At 71.7% G+C, this 21,241-nt stretch carries 17 protein-coding genes and 1 tRNA gene; 11 read left to right on the top strand and 7 right to left on the bottom strand.

The features are described 5' to 3' along the window. Nucleotides 1–4 precede the first annotated feature (4 nt). From MUB56_RS21630 to MUB56_RS21605, 6 genes are all read right to left on the bottom strand, one after another. On the bottom strand, nt 5–1,453 hold the full coding sequence (locus tag MUB56_RS21630; RefSeq protein ID WP_244929083.1) for a carboxyl transferase domain-containing protein: 1,449 nt from the start codon (nt 1,451–1,453) through the stop codon (nt 5–7). Further along, nucleotides 1,453–2,715 carry a beta-ketoacyl-[acyl-carrier-protein] synthase II gene (locus MUB56_RS21625; protein WP_244929082.1) on the bottom strand — a complete coding sequence of 421 codons (1,263 nt, stop codon included), beginning with the start codon at nt 2,713–2,715 and terminating at the stop codon, nt 1,453–1,455. The genes MUB56_RS21630 and MUB56_RS21625 overlap by 1 nt, the downstream gene beginning before the upstream one ends. Nucleotides 2,716–2,746: 31 nt before the next feature. Further along, nucleotides 2,747–2,992 (bottom strand): acyl carrier protein, encoded by a 246-nt coding sequence (locus MUB56_RS21620; protein WP_028645031.1) that lies wholly within the window; start codon nt 2,990–2,992, stop codon nt 2,747–2,749. A 46-nt stretch (nt 2,993–3,038) separates the two neighbouring features. Continuing rightward, on the bottom strand, nt 3,039–4,040 hold the full coding sequence (locus MUB56_RS21615) for a beta-ketoacyl-ACP synthase III (protein ID WP_244929081.1): 1,002 nt from the start codon (nt 4,038–4,040) through the stop codon (nt 3,039–3,041). Further along, the gene (locus MUB56_RS21610) at nt 4,040–5,227 is read right to left on the bottom strand and encodes an acyltransferase domain-containing protein (protein ID WP_244929080.1); all 1,188 of its coding nucleotides are present in this window, start codon (nt 5,225–5,227) and stop codon (nt 4,040–4,042) included. Before MUB56_RS21610 ends, MUB56_RS21615 begins: the two co-directional genes overlap by 1 nt. Before the next feature lie 85 nt (nt 5,228–5,312). Further along, nucleotides 5,313–6,506 (bottom strand): helix-turn-helix domain-containing protein, encoded by a 1,194-nt coding sequence (locus MUB56_RS21605; protein ID WP_244929079.1) that lies wholly within the window; start codon nt 6,504–6,506, stop codon nt 5,313–5,315. A 110-nt stretch (nt 6,507–6,616) separates the two neighbouring features. On the opposite strand from MUB56_RS21605, the gene MUB56_RS21600 reads away from it, so the two are divergent. Further along, nucleotides 6,617–7,570, top strand: a complete 954-nt coding sequence (locus MUB56_RS21600; protein WP_244929078.1) for an alpha/beta fold hydrolase — start codon at nt 6,617–6,619, stop codon at nt 7,568–7,570. Between the two features lie 63 nt (nt 7,571–7,633). On the opposite strand, the gene aceE is transcribed toward MUB56_RS21600, so the two are convergent. Next, the gene (gene aceE / locus MUB56_RS21595; RefSeq protein ID WP_244929077.1) at nt 7,634–10,420 is read right to left on the bottom strand and encodes a pyruvate dehydrogenase (acetyl-transferring), homodimeric type; all 2,787 of its coding nucleotides are present in this window, start codon (nt 10,418–10,420) and stop codon (nt 7,634–7,636) included. 236 nt (nt 10,421–10,656) lie between these two features. On the opposite strand from aceE, the gene MUB56_RS21590 reads away from it, so the two are divergent. The 10 genes from MUB56_RS21590 to MUB56_RS21545 all read left to right on the top strand — a co-directional run bounded on the left by MUB56_RS21590 (nt 10,657) and on the right by MUB56_RS21545 (nt 21,186). Beyond that, nucleotides 10,657–11,094 (top strand): DUF3052 domain-containing protein, encoded by a 438-nt coding sequence (locus tag MUB56_RS21590; protein WP_244929076.1) that lies wholly within the window; start codon nt 10,657–10,659, stop codon nt 11,092–11,094. Nucleotides 11,095–11,161: 67 nt separating this feature from the next. Then, nucleotides 11,162–12,790, top strand: a complete 1,629-nt coding sequence (locus tag MUB56_RS21585; protein WP_244929075.1) for an AMP-binding protein — start codon at nt 11,162–11,164, stop codon at nt 12,788–12,790. After that, nucleotides 12,787–13,254: a peroxiredoxin gene (locus tag MUB56_RS21580; protein ID WP_244929074.1), complete on the top strand. Its 468-nt coding sequence runs from the start codon at nt 12,787–12,789 to the stop codon at nt 13,252–13,254. The genes MUB56_RS21585 and MUB56_RS21580 overlap by 4 nt, the downstream gene beginning before the upstream one ends. 203 nt (nt 13,255–13,457) lie before the next feature. Further along, a tRNA-Val gene (locus MUB56_RS21575) sits at nt 13,458–13,532 on the top strand. A gap of 21 nt (nt 13,533–13,553) precedes the next feature. Continuing rightward, the gene (locus MUB56_RS21570; RefSeq protein WP_244929073.1) at nt 13,554–14,294 is read left to right on the top strand and encodes a DNA alkylation repair protein; all 741 of its coding nucleotides are present in this window, start codon (nt 13,554–13,556) and stop codon (nt 14,292–14,294) included. 81 nt (nt 14,295–14,375) lie between these two features. After that, complete coding sequence (locus tag MUB56_RS21565) at nt 14,376–16,604, top strand: HAD-IB family hydrolase (protein ID WP_244929072.1); 2,229 nt, start codon at nt 14,376–14,378, stop codon at nt 16,602–16,604. Nucleotides 16,605–16,617: 13 nt separating this feature from the next. Beyond that, nucleotides 16,618–17,808 (top strand): zinc-binding dehydrogenase, encoded by a 1,191-nt coding sequence (locus MUB56_RS21560; protein WP_244929071.1) that lies wholly within the window; start codon nt 16,618–16,620, stop codon nt 17,806–17,808. Next, nucleotides 17,805–19,385, top strand: a complete 1,581-nt coding sequence (locus MUB56_RS21555) for a lactate racemase domain-containing protein (RefSeq protein ID WP_244929070.1) — start codon at nt 17,805–17,807, stop codon at nt 19,383–19,385. The genes MUB56_RS21560 and MUB56_RS21555 overlap by 4 nt, the downstream gene beginning before the upstream one ends. Further along, nucleotides 19,382–20,317 carry a lysophospholipid acyltransferase family protein gene (locus MUB56_RS21550; RefSeq protein ID WP_244929069.1) on the top strand — a complete coding sequence of 312 codons (936 nt, stop codon included), beginning with the start codon at nt 19,382–19,384 and terminating at the stop codon, nt 20,315–20,317. The genes MUB56_RS21555 and MUB56_RS21550 overlap by 4 nt, the downstream gene beginning before the upstream one ends. An 8-nt stretch (nt 20,318–20,325) precedes the next feature. Continuing rightward, a complete protein-coding gene (locus tag MUB56_RS21545) occupies nt 20,326–21,186 on the top strand; it encodes an SDR family oxidoreductase (RefSeq protein ID WP_244929068.1) in 861 nt (286 codons plus the stop codon). The last annotated feature ends 55 nt before the right edge of the window (nt 21,187–21,241 follow it).

Raw genomic sequence — 21,241 nt, 5'->3', positions numbered from 1 at the left:
TGCCTCAGAGGGGGATGTTGCCGTGCGCGCCGCGCCGCACGCCGACGGCCTGGATCTCCTCGTCGATGGCCCGCGCGATCGCCGACCGGGTGGCCGTGGGGGAGACAACCTCGTCGACGACCCCGATCTCGACGGCCTTGTCGACGCCGCCGGCGATCCGCTCGTGCTCGGCCGCGAGCTCGGCCTCGACCTGCGAACGGATGTCGGGAGCCACGTCGGACAGCTTGCGGCGGTGCAGGATCCGTACGGCGGCGACGGCGCCCATGACGGCCACCTCAGCACCGGGCCAGGCGAACACCTTGGTCGCGCCGAGCGAGCGGGAGTTCATCGCGATGTAGGCGCCACCGTAGGTCTTGCGGGTGATCAGCGAGACCCGTGGGACGACGCACTCGCCGAAGGCGTGCAGCAGCTTGGCCCCGCGTCGTACGACGCCGTCCCACTCCTGCCCGACGCCCGGAAGGTAGCCGGGGACGTCGACCAGGACGATGAGCGGCACGCCGAACGCGTCGCACATGCGTACGAAGCGCGACGCCTTCTCGGCGGACAGCGAGTCGAGGCAGCCCCCCAGCCGCAGCGGGTTGTTGGCCACCACCCCGACGGTGCGGCCGCCGAAGCGGCCGAGGGCAGTGACGATGTTGGGCGCCCAGCGGGCGTGGAGCTCCTGCGCAGTGCCCTCGTCGAGGACCGCCTCGACGAGCGGGTGCACGTCGTACGCGCGCTTCTTGGACTCGGGCAGCAGCGCCTCGAGGTCGCGGTCCTCGACGTCGTCGACCCGCAGGCTGCCCTGCGAGCCGAGCAGCGAGGCGACGCCGCGGGCCCGGTCCAGCGCCTCCTGCTCGGAGTCGGTCAGGATGTGCACGACACCGGAGCGGCGACCGTGGGGCTCGGGGCCACCGAGACGCAGCATGTCGACGTCCTCGCCGGTGACCGAGCGCACCACGTCGGGTCCGGTGACGAAGATCCGCCCCTCGGGGCCGAGGATGACGACGTCGGTGAGGGCGGGGCCGTACGCCGCGCCGCCGGCGGCGGGGCCGAGCACGACCGAGACCTGCGGGATCTGTCCGGAGGCCTGGGTCATCACCTGGAAGATCCGGCCGACGGCGTGCAGGGACAGCACGCCCTCGGCGAGCCGGGCGCCGCCGGAGTGCCACAGGCCGATGATCGGCGCACGGTCGGTCATCGCCCGGTGGTAGGCGTCCACGACGACCCGGCAGCCCTGGTCGCCCATCGCGCCGCCCATGACGGTCGCGTCGGAGCAGAAGGCCACCACCCGGGTGCCGTGCACCTCGCCGACCGCGGCGAGCATGCCGGAGTCGTCGTCGGCCGAGATCAGCTCGAGCGTGCCGTCGTCGAAGAGCGCCGTCAGCCGGTGGACGGGGTTGCGCGGGTCCTGCTCGCGGGGGACCTTGGTCGCCTTGCGGTCGGTGTTCGCCTTCTCCGGTGCGACCGTCATCAGATCGAACCGAACGCGACGGCGACGTTCGCGCCGCCGAAGCCGAAGGAGTTGTTGAGCGCCGCGATGTCGCCGGCCGGCAGGTCGCGGACCTTGGTGGCGATGTCGAGCTCGACCTGCGGGTCGAGGTTGTCGAGGTTGATGGTCGGCGGGACCACCCGGTGGTGCAGTGCGAGGACCGTGGCGATCGACTCCAGCGCGCCGGCGCCGCCGAGCAGGTGCCCGGTCATCGACTTGGTGCTGGTGACGACGACCTGGGAGACGTGCTTGCCCAGGGTGGCGTGCAGCATCAGGCCCTCGGCGATGTCGCCCTGCGGGGTCGAGGTCGCGTGGGCGTTGACGTGGACGATCGACTCGGGGCCGATCTCGGACTCCGCCAGCGCCCGCAGGATCGCCCGGGAGCCGCCGCGACCGAGCGGGTCGGGCTGGGCGATGTCGTGGGAGTCGGCGGTGATGCCGGCGCCGAGGACCTCGGCGTAGATCCGGGCGCCACGGGCCTGGGCGTGCTCCAGGGACTCCAGCACCAGGACGCCGGCGCCCTCCCCGAGCACGAAGCCGTCGCGGCCGGTGTCCCAGGGCCGCGAGACCGTGGTCGGGTCGCCGCCGTCGGCACTGCCGGTCTTCGACAGCGCCATCATGTTCGCGAAGGCGGCCATCGGCAGCGGGTGGATCGCCGCCTCGGTGCCGCCGGCCACGACGACGTCGGCGCGGCCGAGCCGGATCTGGTCGATCGCGAGGGCTATGCCCTCGTTGCCGGAGGCGCAGGCCGAGACCGGGGTGTTGACCGCGGCCCGCGCTCCGACGTACAGGCTGATGTTCGCGGCGGGCGCGTTGGGCATCAGCATCGGCACCGCGAGGGGGGAGACCCGCCGCGGGCCCTTCGCCTTCAGGATGTCGTAGTTGTCGAGCAGCGTGTTGACCCCGCCGATGCCGGAGGCCATCGCGACGCCGACCCGGTCGCCGTCGACGTTGCCGTCCTGGACGGAGTTCTCCAGGCCGGCGTCACGCCAGGCCTCCATCGCGGCGACCATGGCGAACTGCGACGACCGGTCCAGGCGACGGGCCTTGACCCGCTCCAGGACCTCGGTCGGCTCGACCGCGACCCGGGCCGCGATCTTGACCGGCATCTCCTCGGCCCAGTCCTCGGTGAGGCGGCGGACGCCGGAGCGGCCGCTGAGCAGACCATCCCAGGTGCTGGCCACATCGCCGCCGAGGGGGCTGGTGGTGCCCAGACCGGTGATCACGACACGGGTACGACTCATCTGCTGATCGACTCCTTCGACTGGTTGAGCGTCAGGCCTGGGCGCGCTCGATGAAGGCCACGGCATCCCCGACGGTCTTGAGGTTCTTGACCTCGTCGTCGGGGATCGAGACGCCGAACTTCTCCTCGGCGGCCACGACGACCTCGACCATGGAGAGCGAGTCGACGTCGAGGTCGTCGACGAAGGACTTGTCGAGCTGGACGTCGTCGGCGTCGATGCCGGCGACCTCGTTGACGATCTCGGCGAGGTCGGCGCGGATCTCTTCGGTGGTGGCCATGTGGCGGTGTTCCTCTCGGTGGTGGGTGGTGCTGCTGGGTGGAGCGTCAGGGGACGACGACGACCTGGGCGGCGTACGCCAGGCCGGCACCGAAGGCGATGAGCAGCGCGGTCTCGCCGGACTTCGCCTCGCCCTCGCGGATCATCCGCTCGAGGGCGAGCGGGATGGAGGCCGCCGAGGTGTTGCCCATGTCGGCGATGTCGCGGGCGATCTTCACGGTCGAGGGGAGCTTCATCGACCGGGCCAGGGCGTCGACGATGCGCATGTTGGCCTGGTGCGGGACGAAGCAGTCGAGCTCGTCGGCGGTGATGCCGGCTCGGTCGAGCGCCTGCTGGCCGATCTTGGCCATGGCGAACGACGCCCAGCGGAAGACCGCGCTGCCCTGCATCGTCAGGTGGGGGATCGCCGGCGTGTCGGAGGCGACCACGTCGCGCCAGTCCTCGCGCTGCCGGATCAGGTCGAACTGCTCACCGTCCGAGCCCCAGACGACCGGGCCGATGCCGGGGGTCTCGCTCGGTCCGACCACCGCGGCGCCCGCGCCGTCGGCGAAGATGAACGCGGTGCCCCGGTCGGTGGTGTCGGTGATGTCGGAGAGCCGCTCGACGCCGATGACGAGCACGTGCCGGGCCGAGCCGGCCCGGACGAGGTCGCTGGCCATGCCGATGCCGTGGCAGAAACCCGCACATGCGGCCGAGATGTCGAACGCGGCCGCCTGGTCGGTGCCGAGCTCGTGGGCGATGGCGGTGGCGATGGCCGGGGTCTGCAGCAGGTGGCTGACGGTGGCCACGATGACGCAGTCGATCTGGCGGGCGTCGATGCCGGCCCGCTCGAGGGCCTGGCGCGACGCCGCGACCGACATCATCTGGACGGTCTCGTCTGGCCCGGCGATCCGGCGGGTCTTGATGCCCGAGCGCTGCTGGATCCACTCGTCGCTGGAGTCGATCGCCTCGACGATCTCGTCGTTGGGGACCACCCGGACGGGGCGGTAGGCGCCGACGCCGAGGATGGCGGAATGGGCCGAGCCCTGGCTGGGGGTGAGGGTGACCATCAGTGGGTGCCGCCTTCCGGGTGGAGACGGACCAGTGGCTGGCCGGGGGAGACCAGGTCGCCGTCCTCGACGAGCCACTCCACGACCTGGCCGCCGTGGGCCGCCGTCACGCTGATCCGGTCGCGGAGGCTCGCGACGTCGCCGATGGCGGCGCCGGCCGGCAGCACGTCCAGCTCGGCGGCCTCGTTGGCGAGGTGGAAGGTGCCCTTGACCGGAGACACGACCACGCGCCAGGTCGGGGTGGTCTCGATCTCGGAGTGCTCTCCGTGCTTGGCGACGAACGCCCGGGCGGCATCGAGCTGGTCGGGGGTCTTCAGGGCGAAGGTCTCGACACCCTTGAGGGCCCGCTTGGCGATGCCGGTCAGGGTGCCCGCCGGGGGCATCTCCAGGATGCCGGTCACGCCGAGGTCCTCCATGGTCTCCAGGCACAGGTCCCAGCGGACCGGGCTGGCGATCTGGCCGACCAGGCGCCGGAGCACCTCCTGGCCGTCGTGGACGACCTGGCCGTCGCGGTTGGAGATCACCCGGGTGCGGGGGTCGTGCACGGAGACCGAGCGGGCGAGGGTGCCGAGGTGGCCGACCGCGGGGGCCATGTGCTCGGTGTGGAAGGCGCCGGCGACGCTGAGCGGAATCAACCGGGCCTTGGCGGGCGGGTCGCCGGCGAGGGCGTCGAGCTGCTCGCGGGTCCCGGCGGCCACGATCTGGCCGGGGCCGTTGTCGTTGGCGGCGGTCAGGCCGTGCTTGGTCAGCGTGGCCAGCACCTCGTCACGGTCGCCACCGAGGACGGCGGTCATGCCGGTCGGCGTGACCGCGGCGGCGCCGGCCATCGCCTTGCCGCGCTCGCGGACCAGGACCATCGCCTGCTCGGCGGTGATCACCCGGGCGCCGGCGGCCGCGGTCAGCTCGCCGACGCTGTGGCCGGCGACCGCGCCGACCATGCCGAAGGCGTCGGTCGGGTGCGGGAACAGCTCCAGGGCCGCGACCAGACCGGTCGCCACCAGCAGCGGCTGGGCGATCTGGGTCTCGCGGATGGTCTCCGCGTCGGCTTCCGTGCCGTAGTGGGCCAGGTCGAGGCCGGCCACGGTGGAGAGCCAGGCGAATCGCGACGCGAAGGTCGAGTCCGCCAGCCAAGGAGTCAGGAAGCCGGGCGTCTGAGCACCCTGCCCGGGAGCGACGATGACGAGCACGTGGACCACTCTGCCGTGCCTGCCGTCGGGGTTCGCCTCCGGCGCGCACGAAAGTCGGACCCCAGTCTTTGTAGGAACCCTACAATTATCCGGCCCGGCCGGACTGGCGGCCGAGCACCAGGGCGATCTCGAGGGTGAACGCGTCGCGCGGCTGCGTCGGGCTGTAGCCGGTGAGCTCCGCGGTCTGCTTGAGCCGGTAGCGGACGGTGTTGGGGTGCACGAACAGGGCGCGGGCGGTCCCCTCGATCGACGATCCCGTTTGGAAGTACGTCGCGAGGGTCTCGATCAACGTCCCGCGGGCCTGCACGAGCGGTAGGTAGACCTCGTCGACCAGATGCCGGCGGGCGTGGCCGTCACCGGCCAGGACGCGCTCGGGGAGGAGCTCCTCGCTCAGCACCGGTCGCGGCGCCTGCGGCCAGCCCGAGGCGGACCGCTGGGCCGACGCGGCGGCCCGGGCCGAGAGATGGGCGGTGCCGAGGTCCGCGGCCATCGGTCCGACCACCACCGGTCCGTCCGCGAACAGCGGGGTCACCGCCTCGGCGGCCGCCCGCGGCTCGGTGACCCCGCCCAGCAGCACCACCAGGCGGTCGCCCTGGACGGCGCAGAGGGCCTCCATGCCGGCGAGGCGGGCGAGGCGTCGTACCTCGTCGAAGAGGTCGGTCTCGGTCCGGCGCGCCGGAGCCGTGCCGAGGACGACGGCCACCTCGCCGCTGGCCGACCAGCCGAGGGCACTGGCCCGGGAGAGCAGCGACTCGTCGTTCTCCGCGCGCAGCACGGCGTCGACGACCAAGGCCTCCAACCGGGCGTCCCAGGCTCCGCGGACCTCCGCCGCGCGTGCGTACACCTCGGCCGCCGCGAAGGCGACCTCGCGGGCGTAGCGCAGCACCGCGGCGTGCGCGTCGGGGGCGCCGTCGGGCTCGAGGAGGGTGTCGATGTTGCTCTCGACCACCTCGATGGAGAGCCGGACCAGGGCGACGGTCTGCTGCAGGTTGATCACACCCGCGAGGGTCCGGGGCGCCGCACCGAAGATCGACGCCGACAGAGCGGTCCCGTCGGTGCCGGGCACCCGGTCGGCGTCGTCGCGGTACCAGTCCACGAAGCCTCGGATACCGGCCTGGACGATGCTCCCCACCCACGACCGGTCCTGGGCGCTGAGGTCGCGGAACCACGCGTGCTCGGCCTCCATCCGGCTCATCGCGGCCGTGCTGAGGGCGCCCGCGGACCGTTGCAACGCATCGGCGTTGCGGGAACGGGGTACGGCGATGCCACGGCGAGCCACGGCCCGAGGCTAGTCGCCTGCCCAACAGGGGTGATTGTCGCCCGGTTTGCCCGCGGTGCGACGACATCCTCTGGTTGAATTCGTCATCTAAACCCAGCGAGGAGAACCTGGTGTCCGACCAGCCGCACGAGGTGCAGTACCTCACCATCCACGGGCACCGGCGTGCGTTCGTGAAGGTCGGCCAGGGACCCGCGCTACTGCTCCTGCACGGCCTCGGCTGCGACCACACGACCTGGGAGCCGGTGATCGACGCGCTCGCGCGCCGTTACACCGTCATCGCACCCGACCTGCTGGGTCACGGCCGCTCCGCCAAGCCCCGCGCCGACTACTCGCTCGGCGGCTACGCCAACGGCATGCGCGACCTGCTCACCATCCTCGGGATCGACCGGGTCACCGTGATCGGGCACAGCTTCGGCGGCGGCGTCGCGATGCAGTTCGCCTACCAGTTCCCCGAGCGCACCGAGCGGATGGTGCTCGTCGCCTCCGGGGGCCTCGGACCCGAGGTCTCGCCGGGCATCCGGGCGATCACCACCCCCGGCTTCCACCAGGTGATGGGCGTGCTCACGCTGCCGGGGATCCGGCACGCCGGCATGATCGGGCTGCGCGCGCTGGCGGCCACCGGCCTGAAGCCGGCCCGCGACCTCGACGAGGTCGCCCACATCTACGACTCCTTCAAGGACCCCGAGGCCCGGCACGCCATCCGGCACGTCGTGCGCGCTGTCGTCGACTGGCGCGGCCAGGTCGTGACCATGGCCGACCGCGCCTACCTCACCGAGGCGATGCCGATGGCCGTGGTCTGGGGCCGTGACGACGCCGTCATCCCGGTCCGGCACGCCAACAACGTGGCCGCACTGGCCCCGAACGCTCGGGTCGAGGTGATCCCGAACGCCGGGCACTTCCCGCACAAGGACCACCCGCAGCGGTTCGTGAAGATCGTGAACGAGTTCATCCGCTCCACCCAGCCCGCGTCGTACTCCCGGGCCCGCTGGCGGCGGCTGCTGAAGGAGGGCGGGGCCGGTCCGGTCAGCCCGCTCGCCGCGGCCCCGGACACCGACACCGCTTGAGAAAGCAGGGCCGAGTCAGCACTACTGGTGCTGACTCGGCCCTCTACTTCTGCTGACTCGGCGTTACGCGTCGCCGCCCTCCTGCTTGACACCGGCGACGGCAGTCGGGTCGTCGATGCGGTACGCCGCGAACGCCTTCTCGACCTGCGAGCGGTCGATCTCACCCTTGTCGGCGAGGGCCTGCAGGGTCTGCACGACCACCGACTGCGCGTCGATGTGGAAGAAGCGCCGGGCCGCGGGGCGGGTGTCGGCGAAGCCGAAGCCGTCCGCGCCGAGGACGCGGTAGTCGGCCGGCACCCAGCGGGCGATCTGCAGCGGGACGGCCCGCATGTAGTCCGACACCGCGACGACCGGGCCCTGGACGCCGGCCAGCTTCTGGCTGACGTACGCCGAGCGCGGCGCCTCGCCCGGGTGCAGAAGGTTCCACTCCTCGGCGGCGACGGCGTCGCGGGACAGCTCGTTCCACGATGTGACCGACCAGGTGTCGGCCTGGACACCCCAGTCCTCGCTGAGGATCCGGGCGGCCTCGCGGACCCACGGGAACCCGACGCCCGAGGCGAGGAGCGTGACCCGCGGACCCTCGCCCTCGGCCTTCGACATCTGGTGCATCCCGCGCAGGATGCCCTCGACGTCGACGTCCTCCGGCTCGGCCGGCTGGTGCACCGGCTCGTTGTAGACGGTCAGGTAGTAGATGACGTTCTCGGCGTTCTCGCCGTACATCCGCTCGAGGCCGTTCTGCATGATGTGGCTGATCTCGAACGCGTGCGCCGGGTCGTAGTGCACGACCGCCGGGTTGGTCGCCGCGAGGAGCGGCGAGTGGCCGTCGGCGTGCTGCAGGCCCTCGCCGGTGAGCGTCGTCCGGCCGGCGGTGGCGCCGATCAGGAAGCCGCGCGCCAGCTGGTCGGCCATCGCCCAGATCGAGTCGCCGGTGCGCTGGAACCCGAACATCGAGTAGAAGATGTAGAACGGGATCATCGGCTCGCCGTGGGTGGAGTACGACGACCCGGCCGCGGTCGCCGAGGCCATCGCGCCGGCCTCGGAGATGCCCTCGTGGAGCATCTGGCCCGAGGTCGACTCCTTGTAGGAGAGCAACATATTGCGGTCGACGGACTCGTACTGCTGGCCGGCCGGGTTGTAGACCTTCGCGCTCGGGAACATCGCGTCCATGCCGAAGGTGCGGTACTCGTCCGGGGCGATCGGCACGATGCGCTTGCCGATCTCCGGGTCGCGCATCCAGTCCTTGAGGAGCCGGACGACGGCCATGGTCGTGGCGATGGAGTTCTTGCCGCCGCCCTTCTTCAGCTCGGCGTAGGTGGCGTCGCCGGGCAGCTGGAGCGGCTTGGCGCGCAGCACCCGCTTCGGCACCGAGCCGCCGAGCTGCTGGCGGCGCTCGAGCATGTACTCGATCTCGGGAGCGTTCGCACCCGGGTGGAAGAACGGCGCGGCGCCGGTCTCCTCGTAGGAGCGCTCGAGGTCGCGGTCGGAGATCGGCAGGTAGAGGCGGTCCCGGAACTTCTTCAGGTCCTCCGGGGTCAGCTTCTTCATCTGGTGGGTGGCGTTCTTGCCCTCCAGCGCGTCGATCGTCCAGCCCTTGACCGTCTTGGCCAGGATCACGGTCGGCTGGCCGACGTGCTTCTTGGCGGCGTCGAAGGCGGCGTACACCTTGCGGTAGTCGTGGCCGCCGCGCGGCAGCTTCTGGATCTGCTGGTCGCTCATGTGCTCGACCATCTTCCGCAGCCGCGGGTCACCGCCGAAGAAGCTCTCGCGGACGTACGCGCCGTCCTCGACCGAGTAGGTCTGGAAGGCGCCGTCGGGGGTGCTGTTCATCTTGTTGACGAGCACCCCGTCGACATCGCGGGCCAGCAGCGGGTCCCACTCGCGGCCCCACACGACCTTGATGACGTTCCAGCCGGCGCCGCGGAAGTTGGCCTCGAGCTCCTGGATGATCTTGCCGTTGCCGGTCACCGGACCGTCCAGCTGCTGCAGGTTGCAGTTGATGACCCAGGTGAGGTTGTCGAGCTCCTCGCGGGCGGCGATCCGGATCGCGCCGAGCGACTCGGGCTCGGCCATCTCGCCGTCGCCGAGGAACGCCCAGACGTGCTGCTGGTCGGTGTCCTTGATGCCCCGGTTGTGCAGGTAGCGGTTGAAGCGCGCCTGGTAGATCGAGTTGATGCCGGTCAGGCCCATCGAGACCGTGGGGAACTCCCAGAAGTCCGACATCAGGCGCGGGTGGGGGTACGACGGGAGGCCGGCGCCCGGCCCGTGCTGGACCTCCTGGCGGAAGCGATAGAGCTGCTCCTCGCTCAGGCGGCCCTCGAGGAACGCGCGGGAGTAGACGCCGGGGGAGGCGTGGCCCTGGATGTAGATCTGGTCGCCGCCGCCGGGGGCGTCTTTGCCCTTGAAGAAGTGGTTGAAGCCGACCTCGTAGAGGCTGGCCGAGGACTGGTAGGTCGCGATGTGGCCGCCGACCTCCAGGCCCTTGCGGTTGGCGCTGGAGACCATGACCGCGGCGTTCCATCGGATGAACGCGCGGATCCGCCGCTCGATCTCCTCGTCGCCGGGGAACCACGGCTCCCGCTCGGGCGGGATCGTGTTGAGGTAGTCGGTGCTCCGCAGCGCGGGGACTCCGACCTGCATCTCACGAGCGCGCTCCAGCAGCCGCAGCATGACGTAGCGCGCGCGTTCGCGCCCGCGTTCGTCCACCAGGGCGTCGAAGGAGTCGAGCCAGTCGTGGGTCTCGTCGGGATCGATGTCAGGCAGCTGGGTCGGCAGTCCCTCGTGGATCACAGCAGGGGTGGTGCCGCCTCGCGTGCCGGAAGGTATGGGTGATTCTTCGGTCACGAAGCCCATCGTGTCACGGCCTGGTTTGCGGCAGAATTTACCCACGAGTAGGCGGCCTCTCCCCACGCCTGCTCGGCGAGGCCGACGGCCCCGGCGGCACGTCGGCCGGGCCCGCCGCTGTGGACAGAGGTTGCGCCATGCCCCGGACTCCGCTGGACTACTCCCACATCTTGGGCAACACAGCTGTGGCAACACCCGGCCGCCGGACACCCGGTGGTCGACCCGATTCGTCTGGAGGATGTCAGTTGAGCGCGACCGCGGGTGGCGGGTCCACCCAGACAGGGGCTTCTGGGGCTCCCGAACGGCTGGGCTTCAAGTCCGGCATGGTGATCCAGGAACTCGGCTGGGACGACGACGCCGACGACGCACTGCGCGTCGCGATCGAGGACGCGATCGACGGCGACATGGTGGACGGTGACTATGGCAACGTCGTGGACGCCGTGCTGCTGTGGTGGCGCAAGGAGGACGGCGATCTCGTCGACGGCCTCGTCGACTCGCTCACGGACCTGGTCGGCGGCGGAGCGATCTGGCTGCTGACGCCGAAGGTCGGGCGGTCGAACTCCGTCGACGCCGCCGACATCGCCGAGGCTGCGCCGATCGCTGGTCTGTCGCAGACCACGACCGCCGCGATCAGCAAGGACTGGGCCGCGACTCGGCTGGTGGCTCCGAAGACGCCGGCCTGAGCCGCGCGACCCGCCGCCTGCCACCGGCACGTCGTACCGCTCGCTTGCGTCCGATAGGAATGTCCTCGTGCTGCAGAAGCTGATCGACCGCGCCGCCACGGCCGGGACCGGGGCCCGGGTGCTGGTCGGGTCCGGGATCATCCGGCCGTACTCCCCGGCCGTGCTCGCCCGGCTGCTCGGCACCGTGCGGACCTGGGGGACCGGGCCGGCCGGCGGCTTCGCCTCGCTGGCGCTCCGCGAGCCCGACCGGGTCGGGATCGTGGACGAGCGCGGCTCGCTCACCTTCGGCGACCTGCACCAGCGCTCCAACGCGCTGGCCCGGGCGCTGCAGCGGCGGGGGGTCGGCGAGGGCGACGGGGTCGCCCTGATGTGCCGCAACCACCGCGGCTTCGTCGAGGCCAGCATCGCGGTCGCCAAGCTCGGAGCCGACGTCCTGTACCTCAACACCGCCTTCGCCGGCCCCCAGCTCGTCGACGTCCTGGACCGGGAGAGGCCGACCGTCGTGATCCACGACGAGGAGTTCACCGGCATGCTCGAGGGCGCCCAGGTCGGCACCCGGGTGCTGGCCTGGATCGACTCGGCCGAGCTGGCCGACGACGTGCTGACCGTCGACGGACTGGTCGACTCCATGGATCGCGACGACCTGGAACCGCCCGGCCGGCACGGCCGGATCATCATCCTGACCTCGGGCACCACAGGCACGCCCAAGGGCGCACCGCGCAACGAGGCCGGCATCGACGCGGCGATCTCGCTGCTGTCCCGGATGCCGCTGCGCTACGGCTGGAAGACCCACATCGCGGCGCCGCTGTTCCACACCTGGGGGTTCGCCCACCTCGCACTGGCGATGCTGCTCGGCTCCACGGTCGTGCTGAAGCGGAGGTTCGATCCCGAGGAGGCGCTCCGGCTGACCGCCGAGGAGGGGTGCGACTCGCTCGTGGTCATCCCGGTGATGCTGCAGCGGATCCTGGGCCTCCCCGAGGAGGTGCTGGGCGGTTACGATCTCCCGCACCTGAAGGTGGTCGCGGCGTCCGGCTCCGCGCTGCCGGGCGACCTCGCCCTGGACTGGATGGACCACTTCGGTGACAACCTTTACAACATCTACGGCTCCACCGAGGTCGCCTATGCCTCGATCGCGACGCCGGTCGACCTGCGCGAGGCGCCCTCGTCGGCCGGGAGGCCCCCGTGGGGGACGGTCGTGAAGGTCCTTGACGAGGACGGCCGCGAGGTCGCGCCGGGCGAGTCCGGTCGGATCTTCGTGGGCAACAGCCTGCTCTTCGAGGGCTACACCGGCGGCGGCCACAAGGACGTCGTGGACGGCCTGATGTCGACCGGGGACGTCGGCCGCTTCGGCGCCGACGACCGGCTCTACGTCGAGGGCCGCGACGACGAGATGATCGTCTCCGGCGGCGAGAACGTCTTCCCCCGAGAGGTCGAGGACTGCCTGTCCCGGCACCAGGACGTTGTCGAGGTGGCGGCGGTCGGGATCGACGACGACGAGTACGGCAAGCGGCTACGCGCGTTCGTCGTACTCCGAGACGGCGCGTCGACCACCGAGGACGACCTGAAGGAGTGGGTGCGGGAGAACCTCGCCCGCTACAAGGTGCCGCGCGAGATCGTGCTGCTCGACGAGCTGCCCCGAAACGCGACCGGCAAGGTGCTCAAGCGCGAGCTCGACACGTCGGACGGTGGAGCGTGACCGGCCTCGAGCTGGGCGGCCCCGCTCCCGACTTCACGCTGCGTGACCAGTTCGGCCAGGACGTCACGCTGTCGTCGTACCGGGGGACGAAGGCGGTCCTGATCCTCTTCTACCCCTACGCCTTCTCCGGGGTCTGCACCGGCGAGATGGCCGGGGTGCGCGACCGGCTGGCGGAGTTCCTGACCTTCGACACCGAGGTGCTGGCGCTCTCGTGCGACCCGATGTTCGCGCTGCGCGCGTTCGCGGACTCCGACGGGCTCAACTTCCCGCTGCTGTCCGACTTCTGGCCGCACGGCGAGGTCGCCCGGGCCTACGACGTCTTCGACGAGCGCAGTGGATCCGCGCGGCGCTCGTCGTACGTCGTCGATCGCGACGGCAACCTGAACTGGTCGGTGCACAACGCGATGCCCGAGGGCCGCGACCTCGACGAGCACCTGCACCAGCTGCGCGCCGCGGTCGGCTGAACTGGTCTGGACCGACGATCGGGGATTCCGGAGTTTTGCCGCAGACCCCGGACGCCGCGTTCTAAGATCGACCTGTCGAACCGCTGGAGACCCGAGACTCCGGCGGTTCGACTCATTTCGGGACATCCTGTTTTCACAGCCGCCGGTCCGCTCGTCTAGGGTGTGCCGCGCCTCGGCTGCTCGTAGCGGCGGGCCGGGGCTCCGGGCGCATAGCTCAGCGGTAGAGCTCCTCGCTTACAACGAGGCGGTCGGGGGTTCGATCCCCTCTGCGCCCACCACCCGGATCTAGGATCTCGCTCATGACCGCGGACCACGCGTTCGTCCACGCGGTGCGGGCCGCCTTGGCCGGGGCGGCCGACCCGGAGCGCGCGGTGGGGCAACAGGCGTACATGAAGTCGGCGATGCCCTACCGCGGCATCACGGCGCCGGCGCTGCGGGCCCTGCTGCGGCCGCTGCTCGCCGAGCACCCGCCGGCCACCCGCGCGGACTGGGAGGCGACGGTCCTCGAGCTGTGGGACCACGCGGAGTTCCGCGAGGAGCGGTACGCCGCCACAGCGCTGGTGCGCCACCCGTCGTCCCGGCCGTGGCGCGACCGGGACGCGGTGCCGCTGGCCCGGCACCTGATCGTCAGCGGCGCCTGGTGGGACCACGTCGACGAGCTGGCCGTGCACCTGGTGGGGGCTGCGCTGCGGACGGACCGCGCGGGGCTGACGCCCGTGCTGCGGGCCTGGGCGAGCGACGAGGAGGCCCAGAGCCCCGCTCACGACGGCGCCGCCGACTTCGGCAGGCTCTGGCTGCGGCGTACGGCGGTGATGTGCCAGGTCGGCGCCAAGGAGGAGGTCGACCGGGAGCTGCTCCGGTTCGCCATCGAGGCCAACCTGGACGACCGGACCTTCTGGCTGCGCAAGGCGATCGGCTGGGCGTTGCGCGACCTCGCCCGCACCGACCCGGAGTGGGTGCGCGCGGAGGTGGCCCGGCTCGGCGACCGGCTCTCCGGGCTGTCCCGCCGCGAGGCGACGAAACACCTGTCGGACCCGTAGGGCAGAATCTCGCGGGTGGTGGCTGAGGGACCAGTGGCGGACAGATCGGTAGCGGAGCGACTCGACGGTCAGCACGTCCTGGTGACGGGCGTGACCGGCTTCGTCGGCGAGGCCCTGCTGCACCTGATGCTGACCGAGGTCCCCGGCGTCCGGGTCTCGCTGCTGGTGCGGCCGAAGGGCTCGACGAGCGGTGCCGCGCGGATCGCCGCCCTGCTCAAGAAGCCGATCTTCGCCTCCGCGGTCGAGGCGGCGGGCGGGATCGAGGCGCTGATGGCCGCGCGGGTCGGGGTCGTCGAGGGCGACCTGGCCGACACCCCCGAGCTCCCTCAGGGGCTCGACGCGGTCGTGCACTGCGCCGGCGACGTCTCCTTCGACCCGCCGGTCGACCAGGGCTTCCGCACCAATGTCGTCGGCACCCGCGAGCTGCTCGCCCGGGTCCGTGATGCGGGCCCCGACCTGCACTACGTCCACATCTCCACCGCGTACGTCGCAGGCCGTCGCCGCGGCAGCATTCCCGAGGGGCCGGTCGATCTCGAGGTCGACCTGGAGGCCGAGCTGGCCTGGGGGCTCAGCCAGCGACGGGCCATCGAGGACCGCTCGCGCAGCGCCGAGGTGCTGACGGCCGAGCGCAAGAAGGCCGAGAAGGCGCACAGCCGGGCCGGTGCGCTGACCGCCGCGGCCGCGACCGAGGCCGCGCGCAAGGAGTGGGTCAAGAAGGAGCTGGTCGCGGCCGGCGCCGAGCGCGCCCGCAGCCTCGGCTGGACCGACAGCTACACGTTCACCAAGGCCCTCGGCGAGCGGGTGGTCGAGGAGCACGCGCTCACCCACCGGGCCTCGATCGTCCGGCCGAGCATCATCGAGTCCGCCCTCCAGCGTCCCCACCCGGGCTGGATCGAGGGTTTCAAGATGGCCGAGCCGCTGATCCTGGCCTACGGCCGCGGCGAGCTGCCGGAGTTCCCGGCGGCGGCCGACACCATCGTCGACATCGTGCCGGTCGACCACGTGGTCGCGGCGATCGTCGCCGTGCTGGCGCACCCGCCTGAGGTCGGCCGGGCGGCGTACTTCCACATCTCCTCGGGAGACCGTCAGCCGCTGACCTTCCACCAGCTCTACGAGAACGTGCGGGCCTACTTCGACGCCCACCCGTTCCAGGCCGGCGACCGCGGCGCGACCCGGCTGCCCGAGTGGCGCTTCCCCGGCGCCCACGCCGTCGAGCGGGTGCTGTCCTCGGGGGAGCGCGCCTACCAGGTCGCCGACTTCCTCGTCTCCCACGCGCCCCGCAGCGACCGCGCCCGCGACCTGGCCCGCCGCCTGGAGCTCCAGCGCCGCCGCCTGGAGTTCCTGCGCCGCTACCTCGACATCTACGCGGAGTACACGCAGGCCGAGCTGCGCTTCCACGACGGCCACACCCTGGCGCTCTACCGGTCGCTGTCGGCCGCCGACCAGGAGACGTTCGCCTTCGACACCGCGGTGGTGGACTGGAAGGTCTACCTCCAGGACATCCACTGCCCGGCCGTGACGGCGCCGATCCGCCGGCTCGACGAGGTCCGGGCCGCCCGCCGCAAGGCGGCCACGCCCGGCCTCAAGCCGCTGGCGAAGGACAAGCCGGCGGTCGCCGCGTTCTTCGACATGGACGGCACCCTGCTCTCCTCCAACGTCATCGAGACCTACCTGTGGGTGCGGCTGCGCGAGCTGTCCGGCTCCGACCGGCTGGCCGAGCTGGGCCGGATCGCCGCGAAGGTGCCGGCGCTGGTGCAGGCCGAGCGGCGCGAGCGGAGCGCCTTCCTGCGCACCGTCTACCGCGACTACGAGGGCGCCCGCCGCGACGTCCTCGACGAGATCGCCGACGAGCACCTCACCGACCACGTGCTGTCGCGGCTCTCGCCCGCCGCCGTACGCCGGATCCGCGAGCACCGCAGCGCCGGCCACCGGACCGTGCTGATCACCGGGGCGATCCGCCCGCTGACCCGGCCGCTCCTGCCGCTCTTCGACCACATCGAGGCCGCGGAGCTGGCCGTCGACGAGCGCGGGGTCTGCACCGGCTACCTGTCCTCCTCGCCGCTGGTGGGCGAGTCGCGGGCGGCGTGGATGGCGTCGTACGCAGCCGAGCACGGCATCGACATGGGTGCCTCGTTCGCCTACGCCGACTCCCACTCCGACCTGCCGCTGCTGGCGGCCGTGGGCAACCCGGTGGCCGTCCGGCCCGATGTCACCCTCTTCCGCCACGCCCGCAAGCACCAGTGGAAGATCGTCGACTGGCAGAGCTCCGGCTCATCGGTGCGGTCCCTCGACCCGGCCGGAGGCCAATGATGAGGTGGACGCGATGATGCTGGCGCTGGAGATGTTCCGCTCGGTGCCGCGCACCGTGGCGGGCAAGGCCGTCGGGAGCCGGCTGCCCGGGATCCTGTCCGGGTACGCCGCGCCGCTGCGCCTGGTCACGATCGATCAGCCGACCGTCGACCGGCCCGGCTGGGCCCGGCTGAAGACCCGGCTCTCGGGCATCTGCGGCTCCGACCTCGGGATGCTGTCGGGGCAGACGTCGCTGTACTTCTCGGCCCTCGTGTCGCTGCCGTTCGTGCCGGGCCACGAGGTGGTCGCCGAGCTGCTCGAGGACTGCGAGGACCTGCCCGCGGGCACCCGCGTCGTCGTCGACCCGGTGCTGACCTGCGCGGCCCGCGGCCTCGAGCCGTGCGAGAGCTGCGCGGTGGGCGCGACCAACCGGTGCTCGCGGATCACCGTCGGCGACGTCTCGCCCGGCCTGCAGACCGGCTTCTGCCACGACACCGGCGGCGGGTGGGGCCAGCAGCTGACGGCCCACCGCAGCCAGCTGCACCCGGTGCCCGAGGGCTACACCGACGAGCAGGCGATCCTCATCGAGCCGATGGCCTGCGCCGTGCACACCGCGCTGCGCGCCGGCGTCGCCGCCGGTGACCGGGTGCTGGTCAGCGGCGCGGGCTCCGTCGGGCTGTTCGCGACGTTCGCGCTGCGCGAGCTCACCGAGGCCGGCGAGATCATCGTGGTCGCCAAGCACGGCCACCAGCGCGAGCTGGCCCTGCAGCTGGGCGCCACCGAGGTGGTCAAGCCCGGCGAGGTGCTGCGCCGCATCCGGCGCTCCACCGGGGCCTTCCAGCTCCAGCCGCAGTTCTCCTCGCCGTACCTCCTCGGCGGCGTCGACGTCGCCATCGACGCGGTCGGGAGCAAGCAGTCGCTGGAGACCGCCCTGCAGGCCACCCGCGCCGGTGGCCGGGTGGTCCTGTCCGGCATGCCCGTGCCGGCCGACCTGTCCGCGGCCTGGTTCCGCGAGCTCGAGATCGTCGGAACCTACGCCTCCGCCCATGCCGACGCCGCGTTCGCGAAGGCCACCGAGCTGGTGGCCCACGACGCCGTCGCCCAGCTGTCCAAGTCCGTCGCCAGCTATCCGTTGCACCGCTGGCGCGAAGCGCTCGACCATGCCCACGCCACCGGCCGGCTCGGCACGGTCAAGGTGGCGTTCGACCCGAGGAGCACCCAATGAGTAGGCCCGGTTTCGTTCTAGAGGTCGACGACCGGACGCCGCCGTTGATCGTCCACGAGGGGCTGGGCTTCCGGCTGGAGAGCTTCCCGCTCGGCACCCGGGTGGTCTACCCGCCGGAGTCGCTCCCGAGCGTCCCCGACGTCGACGAGGCGATCCGCGACTCGCTGCTGCACCCGGTCGACTCCGACCCGCTGCCCGAGCGACTTTTCGCCGGCATGAAGCTGACCATCGCCTTCGACGACCTGTCGCTGCCGCTGCCGTCGATGCGCTCGCCCGACATCCGCGGCCGGATCATCGAGCACGTCCTGACGATGGCCGCGGAGGCCGGGGTCGACGACGTCGAGATCATCGCGGCCAACGCGCTGCACCGGCGGATGACGGCGGCCGAGCTGAAGCACATCGTGGGGGAGCGGGTCTTCCGCTCGTTCTTCCCCCAGGGGAAGCTCTACAACTTCGACGCCGAGGACCGCGACAACCTCACCCATCTCGGCACCACCGAGCAGGGCGAGGACATCGAGATCAGCAAGCGGGGCGCCGAGTCCGACCTGCTCGTCTACGTCAACGTCAACCTGGTCGCGATGGACGGCGGGCACAAGTCGGTCGGCATCGGGCTGGCGTCGTACAAGTCGCTGCGGCACCACCACAACCCGCAGACGATGGTGCACTCGCGCTCGTTCATGGACCACAAGAAGTCGGCCATGCACCACTCGGCCTGGCGGATCGGGCGGGTCATCAAGGACACCGTCAAGGTGTTCCAGATCGAGACGACCCTCGACAACAACGTCTTCAGCAAGCCGTACGACTTCCTGATGAAGCGCGAGTGGGAGTGGTCGGTCCGCGACCAGGCGTCGATGCTGGCGATGAAGCGCGGGCTCTCGGTCGCGCCGCAGAAGGTCCGGCACAAGCTCTTCCACGACCTGCGGGCGCCGTACGGCCTGACCGGCATCAGCGCCGGCGAGGTCGAGGCGGTCCACGAGCAGACCCTGGAGCGCGTGCACCGCCAGCAGCTGGTGGAGGTGCAGGGACAGTCCGACGTGCTGGTGCTGGGGGTTCCCTACCTCGGCCCCTACAACGTCAACAGCTCGATGAACCCGATCCTCGCGACCTGCATGGGGCTCGGCTACTACTTCAACTCCTACCGTCACCAGCCGGTCGTGCGGAAGGGCGGGGCGATCATCCTCTACCACCCGCTCAACGAGGGCTTCAACCAGCTGCACCACCCCTCGTACGTCGACTTCTACGAGGAGGTGCTCGCCGAGACGACCGACCCGGCGGTCATCAGCGCGAAGTACGAGAAGCAGTTCGCCGAGGACGAGTGGTACCGCCACCTCTACCGCACCTCGCACGCCTACCACGGCGTCCACCCCTTCTACATGTGGTACTGGGCGGCGCACGCGATGGACCACGTCGACGAGGTGATCTGGGTCGGTGCCGACCGCAAGGTGGCGTCCCGGCTGGGCTTCCGGGCGGCCACGACCCTGCAGGACGCCCTCGAGATGGCGTCCGGCACCGTCGGCAGCTCGCCGTCGATCACCTACCTGCACAACCCGCCGCACCTGCTGGCCGACGTGCGATGAGCAACTTCCTCAAGGACACCGTCGACGACGTCCGCACCGTGTCGCGCGGTTGGCGCTGGGGACGTCGCTCGATGGTGCCCCGGTCCGCCGAGGAGTACGTCCTGCCCGCGAGGTCGACGGTGTTCCCGTCGGACTGGTCGCGGCGCCGGCCGGCGATGGCGGCCCGCGAGGTGGCGCAGAAGGGTGGCCTGGAGCCGCTGTTCCGCTCCCAGGTCCGCACCCGGGTCGAGGGGCTCGACGTGCTCGACCGGATCGACGGCCCGGTGATCTTCGCGGCCAACCACGCCTCGCACCTGGACACCCCGCTGATCCTGCTGTCGCTGCCCGACGAGTGGCGCCGCCGTACCGCCGTCGCGGCCGCGGCCGACTACTTCTTCGACACCTGGTGGCGCGCGGTCGGGTCCTCGCTGCTGTTCAACACCTTCCCGATCGACCGCCGCGGCGGCGCGATGGCGACCACGCCCGGCGAGGTGCTCGCCGACGGCTGGAGCCTGGTGATCTTCCCCGAGGGCACCCGCTCGCAGGACGGCTGGGTGGGCAAGTTCCGGATGGGCGCCGCCTTCCTGTCCCACGAGTACGGCGTGCCGGTGGTGCCCGTCGCGCACCGCGGCACCTTCGCCGCGATGCCGCGCGGCGCCGGCTGGCCCAACCCCGGCCGGCGGCAGCTGACGATCCGCTTCGGCGAGCCGCTGCGCCCCGCCGAGGGGGAGTCGGTGCGCGAGTTCGCGCCCCGCATCAAGGACGCCGTCGCGCAGCTGCTCGACGAGGACGCCAGCACGTGGTGGGAGTCGAAGCAGCGGGCCGCCTCGGGCGCCACGCCCGACCCGTCCGGGCCGCAGGTCGCCCAGTGGCGGCGGGTCTGGGCGCAGACCGAGTCACCGCAGGTCACCCACGAGCCGAGCGGCCGCCGGCTGGCCGCCTGGCGACGCTGAGCCTTCCGATGACCGCTGCGGGGCTCGCCGGCAAGGCCGTCGTCGTCACCGGCTCGACCCGGGGGATCGGCCGCGCCGTCGCCGAGCTGCTGGTCGCCGAGGGCGCCTCGGTCGTCGTCAACGGTCGCGAGGCCGCGCTCGTCTCCTCGGTCGCGGCCGAGCTGGGCGCGGTCGGCGTGGCGGGATCGCCGGCCGACCCGGGGGTGGCCGAGCGGCTGGTCGAGTCGGCGCTGGCGTCGTACGACCGACTGGACGCGGTGGTCAACGTGGCCGGCACCGCCGAGCCGCCGGGCTCCTCGATCCTCACGATCAGCTCCGCGGAGTTCCGCGAGCTCATCGACGTGCACCTGCACGCGACGTTCGAGACCTGCCGGGTCGCGGCGCGGCACTTCGTCGACGCCGGGGTCGCGGGCAGCATCGTCAACACGACCTCGTTCGCGTTCCAGGGGATGTACGGCGGCACCGGCTACCCGGCCGGCAAGGGCGCGGTCAACAGCCTGACCCTCGCGCTGGCCGCCGAGCTGGGCGAGCACGGCATCCGGGTCAACGCGGTCGCACCCGGGGCGCGGACCCGGCTCTCGACCGGCGACGAGTACGAGCGGCACATCGACGACCTGCACCGGCGCGGGCTGCTCGACGACCTGACCCGGGCCGGGTCGCTCGAGCCCGCGCCGGCGTCGTACGTCGCCCGGCTCTACGCCTACCTGGTCAGCGATCTCGCGGTCGGGGTGACCGGGGAGGTGCTGGCCGGGTCGGGCAACTACCTGGCCCGGTTCGCGGCGCCGTCCTCGACGATGCTCGCGTGGCGAGACCACAGCGCCGAGCCGCCGTGGGAGCTCGCGGAGATCGACGCCTTCGTGCGCCGGTGAGAGCCCTCTCATGAAGGGCTCACCCTCACCTCACGGCCGGTGAGCAGAGTCGTCC

The sequence above is a fragment of the Nocardioides sp. W7 genome (genome assembly GCF_022919075.1).
GTDB lineage: Bacteria > Actinomycetota > Actinomycetes > Propionibacteriales > Nocardioidaceae > Nocardioides.
This window is presented reverse-complemented; position numbering and strand designations above follow the sequence as displayed.